The sequence below is a fragment of the Thermoactinomyces sp. DSM 45892 genome (assembly GCF_900107305.1).
Classification (GTDB): Bacteria; Bacillota; Bacilli; order Thermoactinomycetales; family Thermoactinomycetaceae; genus Baia.
Genome location: NZ_FNPL01000007.1, coordinates 84,455 through 96,326, shown reverse-complemented (window position 1 = coordinate 96,326; position 11,872 = coordinate 84,455). Strand labels below are relative to the sequence as shown.

12 protein-coding genes are annotated in these 11,872 nt (G+C 42.0%); all 12 read right to left on the bottom strand.

What is annotated here, in order from left to right; genetic code table 11:
• Positions 1 to 3: 3 nt before the first annotated feature.
• Positions 4 to 1,071, bottom strand: coding sequence for a phage tail spike protein (locus BLU58_RS07230; protein WP_093291556.1), 1,068 nt, complete (start codon positions 1,069 to 1,071; stop codon positions 4 to 6).
• Positions 1,068 to 2,483, bottom strand: a complete 1,416-nt coding sequence (locus BLU58_RS07225; RefSeq protein ID WP_093291555.1) for a distal tail protein Dit — start codon at positions 2,481 to 2,483, stop codon at positions 1,068 to 1,070. The genes BLU58_RS07230 and BLU58_RS07225 overlap by 4 nt, the downstream gene beginning before the upstream one ends.
• Positions 2,473 to 5,928: a phage tail tape measure protein gene (locus BLU58_RS07220; RefSeq protein WP_093291554.1), complete on the bottom strand. Its 3,456-nt coding sequence runs from the start codon at positions 5,926 to 5,928 to the stop codon at positions 2,473 to 2,475. The genes BLU58_RS07225 and BLU58_RS07220 overlap by 11 nt, the downstream gene beginning before the upstream one ends.
• A gap of 192 nt (positions 5,929 to 6,120) precedes the next feature.
• On the bottom strand, positions 6,121 to 6,468 hold the full coding sequence (gene gpG, locus BLU58_RS07215; protein ID WP_093291553.1) for a phage tail assembly chaperone G: 348 nt from the start codon (positions 6,466 to 6,468) through the stop codon (positions 6,121 to 6,123).
• Between the two features lie 56 nt (positions 6,469 to 6,524).
• Positions 6,525 to 7,088, bottom strand: a complete 564-nt coding sequence (locus BLU58_RS07210; RefSeq protein WP_093291552.1) for a major tail protein — start codon at positions 7,086 to 7,088, stop codon at positions 6,525 to 6,527.
• A gap of 1 nt (position 7,089) precedes the next feature.
• Complete coding sequence (locus BLU58_RS07205; RefSeq protein WP_093291551.1) at positions 7,090 to 7,458, bottom strand: tail completion protein gp17; 369 nt, start codon at positions 7,456 to 7,458, stop codon at positions 7,090 to 7,092.
• A 65-nt stretch (positions 7,459 to 7,523) separates the two neighbouring features.
• Complete coding sequence (locus BLU58_RS07200; protein ID WP_176786547.1) at positions 7,524 to 7,907, bottom strand: HK97-gp10 family putative phage morphogenesis protein; 384 nt, start codon at positions 7,905 to 7,907, stop codon at positions 7,524 to 7,526.
• The gene (locus tag BLU58_RS07195; protein WP_093291549.1) at positions 7,897 to 8,220 is read right to left on the bottom strand and encodes a phage head closure protein; all 324 of its coding nucleotides are present in this window, start codon (positions 8,218 to 8,220) and stop codon (positions 7,897 to 7,899) included. Before BLU58_RS07195 ends, BLU58_RS07200 begins: the two co-directional genes overlap by 11 nt.
• Positions 8,217 to 8,774 carry a head-tail connector protein gene (locus BLU58_RS07190; protein ID WP_093291548.1) on the bottom strand — a complete coding sequence of 186 codons (558 nt, stop codon included), beginning with the start codon at positions 8,772 to 8,774 and terminating at the stop codon, positions 8,217 to 8,219. The genes BLU58_RS07195 and BLU58_RS07190 overlap by 4 nt, the downstream gene beginning before the upstream one ends.
• A 12-nt stretch (positions 8,775 to 8,786) precedes the next feature.
• Positions 8,787 to 10,043 (bottom strand): phage major capsid protein, encoded by a 1,257-nt coding sequence (locus tag BLU58_RS07185; protein WP_093291547.1) that lies wholly within the window; start codon positions 10,041 to 10,043, stop codon positions 8,787 to 8,789.
• Positions 10,034 to 10,627, bottom strand: coding sequence for an HK97 family phage prohead protease (locus BLU58_RS07180; protein WP_093291546.1), 594 nt, complete (start codon positions 10,625 to 10,627; stop codon positions 10,034 to 10,036). The genes BLU58_RS07185 and BLU58_RS07180 overlap by 10 nt, the downstream gene beginning before the upstream one ends.
• Positions 10,608 to 11,861 (bottom strand): phage portal protein, encoded by a 1,254-nt coding sequence (locus BLU58_RS07175; RefSeq protein ID WP_093291545.1) that lies wholly within the window; start codon positions 11,859 to 11,861, stop codon positions 10,608 to 10,610. Before BLU58_RS07175 ends, BLU58_RS07180 begins: the two co-directional genes overlap by 20 nt.
• Positions 11,862 to 11,872 lie beyond the last annotated feature (11 nt).

Genomic DNA, 11,872 nt, shown 5'->3' with positions numbered 1-11,872 from the left:
CTGCTAAGTAACCAGGGAGACATTAGACTTTTTACGATCCGTCAAGCTCCGCACCCATGTATTCACCCTCGCTTCAAGTAGACCCGAAGGCTTGTCCATCCTCACCGTATCACCTAAGCGTACTTTGTGTGCTTCTAGCCCCGTTACTCTCTCAAGTAGAACCACTTCCATGTTATGCGTATCATTTGATCTAGATATCTTTTTTAGCATCGCTAGACCATTTCTATATAGTTCCGCTTGTGATTGTGCTTTCTCATCTTTCCAATAATAAAAGCGATGTCGCCCGTTTAAATGATACATCTTAAAAGCTTCTTTACTCCCGATCCAATCGGCTTGTTTCTCAAATCCTCCTTCGATAAATGAGGGAGTATAGCCTGTAAGTGTTAAGGGTTCTCCGTTCCCTTTCTTTCCTACTGGAATAATCGCCGTAAACAATTGCTTCGTGTCCTCGATAACCTCTATCCCTGCTATATCTAAATTAAATTGAAAAAGTTTCTTTGTATCTTGTCCCCTTCTGGTCAGCAGGTGGACTATTTTCTTAGATACTTTCAAGCCGTCGAATATTACCTCATATTCAAGTTCTCCATTAAATAATGACGCGATCTCCTGTACGGACGAAAAAGCATTTGTGTAATCCGTAAAATCAACATCTTTAATCCCTAAATAATCAATTTGTCCTAGCTTCCAATCCGTATTAGACAGCACTACATTTAAGGCATTTTCGGCGCTGGTTGATGAGAGTTTGAAAGGACGCACAACGGCACTAAGTAAATCAGTACTCGCGGATCCCTCACACCAAACATTCAATCGATTATTTTTAATATCTTGCTTTACGGTTTTAATCCGAAACAATAGCTTTTTTCCATCCTCATCAGGTACTACGATATGGTGTTCCTTTTGAATGTTAATCATTTGTGAATGATCCAGACGAACAGAGAAAGCAAAATCCATGTATCCATACTCTAATTTGGTAGTTAATAGATCGTCGAAATAATGTAATCCATCTTGTAAGCGGTTATCCATCACTCCTATCACCTTTTCATACTGGTCTAGGATATATAGAGTTGTCATGATAGCCACCTTTCCCGATACTTAATTGTTCCTTCTCCTACTGGGAATAATGTAAAGTGATTCATTCCTTTCTTTAAAATGGGGAATGAGCTGAACCCATCCAGTAAATCGAAACACGGATCGCCGTTTAAGGTAACAATCCCCCTCTCGCTATCGATTATTAAGTTGTCTCTTTCCTTAAAAATAACTGGAATCTGTACACTATCGTCTAAGGTATTTTCTTTATAGAAATAAATACTTTCAATACCTGTATTGCTATTTAGTGGATATTTGCCGTATCCAAGGATAGCTACTTGAATTTTGGATACTTTGTTTGAAGAGCTACCTACAAACGTTTTTGAAAACTTGTCATATTGAATATTCTTTTTAGCATCACGCTTCGCAATTTCAGCAAACCATTTACTACCAATCCGTTGGAGAGTTAAGCGAACGTATTTATTAGCGTAATATCCCTTTTTCACTTGTTTGTATGAACTCGCGAATGAATTTGTACCTGTCCTAGCTTCAAAAATGGGGTCGTTCATAGACGACTGATAATCCGAAAAGGATAATTTACCGACTATAACATCGCTCTTGTCATATAGATAAATTTGAATCGAAGCCAATTGGTTAATGCTTGTTGCATCTAAATAAACAAACGTTTCACAAGTGAAATCTTGTACTTCCTCGCCTAATCCTTTCACCAAAGCTCCGCCATGCCATCCCCTACCACTCCCTACACTCGTCAATCGGAATACACCATTCACAGAGGAGATAGAGCCGTCAAATGTAAGATTGTCTACCTTGACTGGAGATGTCCAGCCGTTTGTAGTGTCCAGTCCATCCTCGATCAAGGCTACACGCTTTGGGACAGGTGTAGTAGTGCCTCCTGTTTGCTCTGCCTCTCCAAATACCATACGGTTATTCCCATCATCTAAGCTAAAAATAGTAGTATCTTGTTTAAAGGTGATGTCCATAACGGGGCATGCTTCCACCCCTCCATGATTCGTAACGGTAGTAGCACCATCCGTACTTAATTGCTGAGTCTTTTCCGCCCCATAAATATATGGGTCAGTACAATTAAATGTTATGGTTCCTTTTCCTACTTTGTTGTCTTCTGAATATGTGGTCTCTCCCGTTACTTTCGCATAGTAGTATCTATCGGGATCACTAGTAAACTCCAATTTCTCTGAACTCTCTGAATATAGCCACTCTGCAAATTGGCGCATCTTATTCATTAAATCGGCTTTAGTAGTGTATAGAATGAAATAGTCAAAAATGATTTGTCGGTTTCCTATTACATTTCCAAAATCATATGAGCCTGCCCTCCCTGCTACATTCAGCAAACTTGGAGAAATAGGAGGGAACATTGACCTGCTAACACTCCCCTTAACAAAACTAGGTAAAGCTTGATTCTTGAACTTAATAGGCAATATTCACCACTCCTTTCGCTCGTTGCTTGATCGCTTGTACTCTCTCAATCTCGGCTACCAGTTTGTAAATATCTTGCTCTTCGCGGACGATTGGACTATTTATGACAAAATGATTTTGAATAGTGGAATTTGTAACAGGTGGTTTATTCCTAGATGATGCATGGGTTAGGTTGGCTACATTTGGAACCGCCACACTAGAAAGAAGACTAGCAGCATTCCCTACTAAGCTTGCTTTCTTTTCCATCCCCATTGCAAATCCTTCGCTTGTCCATCCACCTAATTTCATAAACTCCCGTGATGGTGAATTGATCCCTAACACTCTCTTCATAGATGAAAGAGCGCTCCTAGCTATACTGATAGCAGAACTAATTACACTAGATCGACCGCTACTAATACCGCTAGCCATACTCGAAGAAATATTTGAACCGATTCCAGAAGCTGAGAAGGTAAGATTTCTTCTAACAATGTCTTGTAATGATTTAGATGCACTAGAAACTACAGGCGTACCCGAACTTAACCCACTTTGAAAGCTGGAAATTGTTCTTCGTCCTTCTGGAGATAGGGGAACGTTTGCTCCACTTTTCAACAGCTTATCCACACTATTAACAAACGTAGCTAACCCAATTTTTCCGCTTTGCAGGCCACTAATCAGAGTTGAAACTGTAAATTTCCCTTGTGATCCTAAGTCGACTTGAACACCGCTTTTAATATTCAATCCTAGTTGTGCCGCTACAGAATCAACAGACAACTTTCCAGAACGTAAACCGTTCGCTAGAGTCGTAGCCGCTCCCATTCCAGCAGGTGACAAATCTATTTTAATTTGAGCGGTTGTCAATCCTAGCTGAGTAACCATAGATGAAAAATGATTATTAACGGCTGTGCTGGCGTTAGCGGCATCCTGTGTGACCTGATTAAAAAATGTAGCGTTCTTTTCCTGGGCGATTCGATTTCTTTCTTCCATAGATCGGGAAGTTGCTTCTCTCCCTATTCGGGTCGTACTTTCGATTATCTCTCCAGTCTTCAAATCGACTATACTTTTTTCCTGATCGAGATTAGCCCGCAACGCATCTAATCCTTGTTGTCTAGCTTCATTCGCCGCGGCTATCTTCTGTAGTTCCACCTGTTTCACAGACTGAACAGCCGTATTAAACTGCGCTTCTGTTATTTGTCCCGAATCAAAAGACTTTTGATAGATCGCGGTCAACTCTTTCGATCCTTCTTGTGCCGCCTTGATAGCTCCGCTGTAAGCACTTTCGATACTCGTTCTAAATTTCATAGCCGCTGTATCGCTTAATTTACCCGTGCTTTGTTCGATTTGCGATGTGAAATTCGCTATATCTCCCGTTTTCTTCACAAACACCTGTGCTGATTGATCCATTTGTTTCAGGGCTTCATTAAACTTAGTCGCAAATTCTTGTGGCATCTTGGCAACGTTACCGCCAAGCTTTGTAATTCCCTCGTCTATAACTGTATTCGCTTGTTTGATCTTGTTGATTTGTTCATCAATGCTTTTTACAGCATCATCCCCGATCTTTGAGACAACTGGCTTTAATACTTCGGGTACCTCACCTAGCAAGGACGCCGTGGCCTTTTGGATGTTCAACTTATCTTGATTTAGTGCAGCACTCACCTTGTCCCCCATTTGAGTAAAAATCGCTACCGTTTCAGTAACAATCTTTTGTGCTTCCGTTCCGCTAGAATTTCTCAATTGAGTAAGATTCATCATCGCTTGGTCTCTCAAATCTACATAGCCCTTTGCCGCTTTTGCTGTGCCTTCGGATACACCTATTCCAAACTGTAGAGCATTCTGTTTCGTTTCCTCTAAGTCCTTTTGCACCTTGACCACCGCGGACGTGATCGCACCAATCGCAACAGCTCCACCCACGATAGCCCCGATGAATGGGTTTGAAACAGCGATCACACCAGCCACCGCCGCACCTAATCCCAATACAACGGAAGTAGTAGCTGTGAAAATCCCAAGAGCTTCTTGGGTGCTTGGCGACAACTGGGAGAACCAATCGACAACGCTATTTAATCCTTTAGCAAGGTTCCGAAGCACAGGGAGGAAAGCCGAACCAATCGAGATTTGCAGGGTTTCGAAGCTTCCTTTGAGTTCTTCAACCGTTCCCTTTAAATTATCCATTCGGGTTTTGGCTACGTCGGAGGCGGTAGTCTTATTTAACTCTTTGTTCATGCGTTGAACTCCATCCGCTCCAGCAAGAAAAGCAATGTTAGCAGCTCGGATCGCATCCGTTCCAAAAAGGGTTTTTAATGCGAGGTTCCTCTGTTCGTCCGATAGCTTGGATAGTTTGGTTTTCAATAACTCTGCAACCTCGGCGAAAGATTTTATTTTTCCACCTTCAAAGAAATGGTTTACTTCACCCGTAATGATTCCTAATCTCTTCATTTCCGCTATTGCTTCTTTTGCGGTTGGTTTCAAAGCTAATAACATCGTTTTTAAGGATGTGCCAGCATCCGAACCCTTTAGGCCATTCATTGCGAAGGTAGCTAATGCGGTGGCTGTGTCCTCGAATGTGAGTCCAGCCCCTGCCGCTACTGTGGATACCTGACTGAGTGCAAACTTCATTTCATTTACATTAGTAGCAGAGGAAATAGCCGAACCAGCTAGGATATCCGCCGCTCGTGTAACCGATAGATTATCTCTCTGAAAAGTATTTAGTGCTGTACTTGCTATCTCTGCTGCTTCTGCAAGTTCAAGCTCACCAGCCGCCGCAAGGTCTAAGGCTCCTTTTAGTCCACCGCTTAGAATTTGGCTAGTACTTAGACCAGCCTTCGCAAGCTCTTCTTGTCCTTGAGCCGCCTCCTGTGCGCTATACTTGGTTTGTTGTCCCATCAATAACGCTTGATCCTTGAGCTTTTCCATGTCCTCGGCCGAAGCATTTGTAACAGCTTTAAGAGATGATAACTGGGCTTCGAAATTAGCTGCCTTTACAACTGTAGAGCCAAATGCAACAGCAAGGGCGGCACTCATCACTCCAAGAGCCACACCAGCCTCGATCGCTTCATCTCTCACAGCGAAGATATCCCGTTGTAGCTTTCGTGTCGGTTCCGAAGCTCCCTGCATCGCCTTAGAAACACGGTTTAATGCTCCCTCCAATTCCGTTTGAGCAATGGTAGCTCGATTTAATTTTGTCGCCGCTTGCTGTGTTTCTTTGCTATATTCTCCTGTTGTTGCAAGTGCGGTAGTATGTTTCTGCGCTAAAAGCTCCACTTTTTTCTCCTGCAAATCTAACTGTCTATTCAATGCCTGCGCTTGTAATTGCAAATCATCCTGAGATTTTCCGAACGCTTTGATTCTAGCCGACGACGAATCGAACTCACTCTTAGCAAGGCGTAAACGGGTGTTGACCTCGTTCATGCCACGCTTAAACCCCTCGGACTCCAGCGTAATCTCTCCACGTAACCGCCCTAACACTTGATCCATTATGTAACCTCCCCCTCTATAAAAATGGTATTTGATCAATGTATACCTGTTGTGGCTTATTAACCTTTGTCTGATGAGCTAAGAGACGGAAATATAAACGAATATCTATCCCCTCAACCTCCTGTAACTTGTATCCCTGTTGCATCAGGTTTGTATAGATATCATGAATAAAGTCCATCGGGTTTACTTCTTCTACTTGTTTTTTTTTGAATCCGAATCCGTTGGAATCTCTTCTAATGTCTGCGAAATGATACTGTGCACAATCGCCCAAGACTGATTGATAATCCGCCTAGCATCCGTACCTTCCTCATATTGTTCTGTTGTAAATTGATTATCGAACACTTGTGATATAAATAAGTACAACTCATCTAAAAGCTCTTGCGAATCAACTAAATCCATACTTTCACTATCTAAATTCTGTTTTACATATTTATTTCGTTTATCATCCAATTCCAAGGCTCGGCGAAACTTTTTACCTGAGATAAAATCAGTTTGAAACGTCTTCCGTTCACCTTCCAAGTACAAATTTATCTTTAACATGTATACCTCCTAATAAAAACGAGGGTAGTATAGTCACTATCCCTCATTCATTGTTATTATTCTTTCGGCTTATCTGCGACAACTTCATTGAACCATGTCGCGCCCTGTGTAAACTCTGGGGAATCCTCATCGCCTGCAAACTGCCAATTCCCATCGAAATCACGAGGTAAAAAACTACCCTCAATTGTAGGAGTCTGGAATTCGGGAGATCCTTCTTGCGTTTTAAGCTCTTGTTTGGGCAGGCTAAATTTTCCCTTTAGCATCCAAAAGTATCTATATTTCTTATTCGATTTGATACTCCTAAAGCCCACCGCTACATATGGTGCTAAATCATCTTTATTCTTCTTCAATACACCATTTACAATGGTATGTCCTAATAGTTGTGCTTGTGTTTCGATCGTCAAATCATCACAGTTAATCTCCATGCTACATTCCCCGAATGTGTTGGCCACTTCGCTTGGTGAATCGTCTGCATATAAGACTTCTTGCTCTGTAGATGGTGAAATCTTTACTTCAATTGCTTTGGCCATACGAACAGGCTTCTTATAAGTAATGCTGGTATTGTCATCTTTTTCTAAGATGGCATAAAACAAATCCCGAACACCAACAGGAACCGCCATATTAGCTCCCCTCCCTTTTTGTTTTGAATCTCATCGGACGATGAAAAATCTTTGTGTCGTCCTCGTATATATCCATACTGAAAGTCCTAATAAATCCCAAGCTCTCCATTACTTCTGCTACTCTTGATCCAATATCAGATAAATCATTACTAGATCGTGACCATATCGAAATTTGAAACGAAACCTCACTAACTGTTGTTTGATCGTCTGCAAAATACGATGGTATATTCATAAGCTCAAAAAAAGTAATACGTGGGTATTCGTCTGACTTTGGAGCCTTTAAGTGATAAATTCTCTTTCCACCAAGGGCGTAAATAATTTTTACATCCTTTTCAAGTGCGGAAACCACTTCCTCTCGAAGATTGAGCAAAAGCATCACCTCTTCTATTATTTTGTAACGTTATTTAAATCATGAATGAATGTATTTATATCCCCCTATGACGTAAATCCCTTTTTCAAGACCACACCTAAAACGGTTTTAACTTCCATCTTACTCTCAACTATGGAAGGCTCTACAAATGGACGGGCAGACATTTTACTTGTTCCGAATTCTAGAAACTTCGCGCGCCATGCTAATTTGCTTAGTGGTGCTATTATGGCTGTCTGAACTCCATCAACATCCCGAATGCTAAGAGAAATATGATCTTGTATATGAGGTTGATTCTTGTTTGAGCGATTCACATTCTCTTTCATCTTTTTTTGTACAACCTTTCCAGCTTCACGCAATGCGAAATCCTCTGCAGTGGTCATACGTTGATCCAGACGCTCCAATCTCTGCAACATCTTTTCGATGCCATCCATTTTAAAGTCACTCGCCATTTTCGGACACCTTCCCAATGATCCAGACATATTTCTTTTTAGAATCGTCCACCACATTTACGATGTCATATATTTTATTCTCGAAAACCAGACGATTAGCAGGTGTAATGTCTGTCCGATACCTGGCCGTAAACCGTGCGTAACTTTCAGAGATGGTAGCATCTCCAGAAAAAAATTCTCGCCATCGATTCGGGTTCGGTTCATAGCTACTCCAAACGGTGCCCATGTCTGACCAACTGGTTACAACGTTTCCTTGCTCATCTCGGACACTTGTCTGTTTTTGAAGTGTGATTCGAAAGCGTAATTTACTCATACTGGAACCACGCGATCCAAATTCAAAAGAGAGTATACAGACGACGGCGGATCAGACAAGCCATTTTCAAAGTAGTGCATTGCTAGAATAGTTATAGCTGTCCGTATTCTTTGTGGGACGGATTCAGGGGTTGAACCATAACCCGACACATAACGTACTTGAATCCCGTTTGTTTTGGCTAATGGGACAGATGGAAAGGACACATTATCCTTTTTAACGATCCGCGAAACAAAAGAAAAATCGTCCACAATGTAGTTGCTTGAGTCCCATATCTCCGTAACTCCTAGTTCATCTGTATAAGTGACAACCACACCACCAATAAGAGGCGGACGAGGGAGGATAATAAAATCTCTCCACTCATCCAGCGCGATCTCTAGCGTTTGGGAAATGAAGGCTCGGTTCATATATCCCTCTGCCCACTCTCTAGCGGTCATAATCAACGGCTTTAATATGATGTCTGGTGAAGTGTCGTCCACTTCATAGCGCAACTGAGCTTTTACTTCCCCTAGTGAAACAGGTTCAATGGTAGGAGGTTCAATCACTTTTATTTTCATACTGAATCCCTTCTACTTATCACTATTTTGATAAAACTTGATTGCGTTAACATCCGTTAATACAGAGTCATGACGGCTAAATGTGAGGAATCCTACACACCCTTGATCGAGATATTTTTCCCCTAAACGGTAAACACTCAAATCCATCACATCACGAATGTAAAAGCGGCTCATATCCCCGAATAGAATGGATTTCGCATTCGCTGCCATTACGGGTACGTCTTGGTTAATTACATATTCATAACCTAAAATTCGGTCTGGTTCCCCAACACGCAAGGAAGGTTCCCATACATAGCGCCCATCTGCATCTTTAAGCTTGCGAATTACCTTTAACGTACTATCATGAAACATGAATTGAGCGCTATTTGTTCTATATGCTGGATCAACGGAATGAATTAGATCGAATAAGCTGTCTGATACAAGACTCGTAGTTGCTCCAGTAGCTCCTACCGCCCCTTGACTAGCTCCTGTAACGACTCCAGAAGGCTGTCCAGAGCCTGTACCAGTCGTAAAATGGGCGTTCGTGACTCTTCCAATACGGGTTGCTAATGCTTCACGGATATAATTTTCTACATGGAACGCACTATCTTGTAGTAGCTCAATCGGTACTAAAATCACTTTCGATGTGTATTTATAAGCTCCTAAACTCAAGGAACTAAAAGTAGGATCAGTTGCATTTCCAACCGGAGCATTCTCACCCACAATTGAACCAATATTTGCGGTGTCGTCAACTTTCGGAATCTGTAACACATTCCCTCCAGAGGTCTGTAATACAGTAGCCCTAGATTGACGCATACCTCCGTAGGACTTCATCGTTTCTAGTAGCTGGTTATAAAATCCAACTGGAACCGTGAAGCCTCCACTTGCTCCTGTAACAGATGATAAGGCTCGTTGCTCATTCGATTTCCCTTGTAATAGTAATGAACGTTCTTCGTTATCTAATTCCGCCATACCATCCGTAAGGAATTTATGGAATGCTTGGCGATACTCTTTGCGGTCTATAGCAGGCTTTAATTCCCTCTTTTCTTCCGCATCTACATACTTAGCAGACGAACCATCACGAGATTCTAAATCTGATTCAAGATGTTGAAGTCTTTCTTCTCTCTCGATCTCTGAGCCTAGCTTATCGACTTCTCCCATCATCCGATTCCAGACCGTTTCATCCTCCTGATTCATGCCTCCGCGCTTTTCAGCTTGATCTAATAGCTCCCTTGCTTCTTTGGCAACTTGGGCGCGCTTTTGTTTCTTTTCTATCATTTTCATTGACATTCATCTATCACCTCTCTACTTATTAACTCTAAACGTTTCCTATATAAACCCACAGAAGTAAGCCCTCGTTTTGTGGATCTTGATTGGTACACATCTTTCGCCGATCTAACATCTACATTCGTAGTAGGATAAGCCGCCCATGTTACAGGGGATATCTCATATAAGTCTGCCTCTAAAATGGTTCGAACGCTCATTTCTGAGCTATCATCCCATTCCTCCTGATGCGACTGGAACATAAAAGACATCTCTGACACATCCCCACGCTTGATAGATCGGATTGCGTCACGATGCCAAGAGATTTCGCTATCTGGGATAATCTCAAATCTTGCACCCCGTTCATCTTCGGTGATAGTAAGAGTTCCGTTCTTCGCTCGGCCTAATACTTGTTTTGTATCGTGATGCCAAAGTGCGCGTATATCACTATCCAAATTCTTGAAAGCCCCACGCGAAAACTTTTCTTGAAAGTATCCTAAAATTGGATTAGAAAGTTTATCCCACTCAATAAAGTATCCTGATAGCTTTTGCTTTCCACCTTCTTCTGTACGTAGCTCTAAGTCCGTTACATCAAATGCCCTCTGTTCCATCGTCTGCCCCCTCCCTTGATTTTCCTAGCTGAGTAACAGTCATTAGAGCCGCATTAGCTAAATACACATCTCCACCTTCAATAGGATTCATATTTTCTAATCCTCTAATATCGTTAGCACTAAGCCATCCATTTTGTCGTCCGACTTGATATGCTTCATAGCGTGTTTTTATATCTCCACGAAGCAAGCCATCCACCAAAAACTCTACGAAATAACTTTTACGCTCGGTAGGAGTAAGCAATTTCATAAAAATCGCTTGTTCGAATCGCACTAACCACGGTCGTAGCGTATGGGTTACAAATTCGATTCCCATGTGTTCCACATTGCTAAATGTTGCATCCTCTAAAACCTGTAACATGTGCATAGGAACCCGATAAAGTGCAGCAATCTCATGCTTTTGATACTTACGTGTCTGTAAAAACTGCGCATCCTCTGGCGGTATTCCGATTTGCTTGTAGGTCATGCCCTCTTCTAAGATCGCAACTCTATGTTGCTTATCTAGTCCTTGGTGCATCTCGTTCCAACTATCCCTTAGCTTGTCCACCGCTGGCTGTGAAAGCTGTCCTGGATGCTCTAATACTCCCCCTGGTTTGGCTCCGTTTCCGAAAAATCTAGAGCCGTACTCCTCTGTAGCCATTGCAAGCCCTATGGATTCTCTAGCCAATCCAATTACGGAATATCCGCGCCTACCATCAAACCCCAAGCCTGAGATATGTAAGACTTTGGATGCTGGCAATATAATAGGTTCACTTGTCTGAGGGTTTACAGTACGATAATAGATTTGTTTGGTTTGCTTGTCCCGTTTCATATGGGTAATACTTGGCAAGAGCGGATATAGTGCTACTACTCTACCTGCCTTGTTTCTCTCAATCTCTGCATACGCATTTCCCCATAATAGGACATGTCCCATAAGGGTCTCCCATAGGGTAAATGCGGTCATTTCCTCGTTCGGGATACTATGGAGGATGGAATACAACGGATGATCGGTTGCCCTCTCTTTTCCGCCCTCTGGCAATCTTTTATAGATGTGAAGGGGTAAAGATGCAATGCTTTCAGATAGAATACGCACACAAGCAAACACGGTGGCATTTTGCAGAGCGTTCATTTCTGTTACACTCATCCCTGTTGTGCTACTACCCTTGACGAAATCAGAGAAGGAGGCAAGAGAAGAAAATGTATTTGTTGAACTACGTTTATCAAACATTTTAGAAAAAATCTCTGCTATTCGTTTCATTCTCTTCTCCC

Coding starts and splice junctions, on each gene's coding strand:
- BLU58_RS07175 (WP_093291545.1), bottom strand. CDS start 11,861: ATGAAACGAATAGCAGAGATTTTTTCTAAAATGTTTGATAAACGTAGT.
- BLU58_RS07180 (WP_093291546.1), bottom strand. CDS start 10,627: ATGGAACAGAGGGCATTTGATGTAACGGACTTAGAGCTACGTACAGAA.
- BLU58_RS07210 (WP_093291552.1), bottom strand. CDS start 7,088: ATGGCGGTTCCTGTTGGTGTTCGGGATTTGTTTTATGCCATCTTAGAA.
- gpG (WP_093291553.1), bottom strand. CDS start 6,468: ATGTTAAAGATAAATTTGTACTTGGAAGGTGAACGGAAGACGTTTCAA.
- BLU58_RS07190 (WP_093291548.1), bottom strand. CDS start 8,774: ATGAAAATAAAAGTGATTGAACCTCCTACCATTGAACCTGTTTCACTA.
- BLU58_RS07230 (WP_093291556.1), bottom strand. CDS start 1,071: ATGACAACTCTATATATCCTAGACCAGTATGAAAAGGTGATAGGAGTG.
- BLU58_RS07220 (WP_093291554.1), bottom strand. CDS start 5,928: ATGGATCAAGTGTTAGGGCGGTTACGTGGAGAGATTACGCTGGAGTCC.
- BLU58_RS07195 (WP_093291549.1), bottom strand. CDS start 8,220: ATGAGTAAATTACGCTTTCGAATCACACTTCAAAAACAGACAAGTGTC.
- BLU58_RS07200 (WP_176786547.1), bottom strand. CDS start 7,907: ATGGCGAGTGACTTTAAAATGGATGGCATCGAAAAGATGTTGCAGAGA.
- BLU58_RS07185 (WP_093291547.1), bottom strand. CDS start 10,043: ATGTCAATGAAAATGATAGAAAAGAAACAAAAGCGCGCCCAAGTTGCC.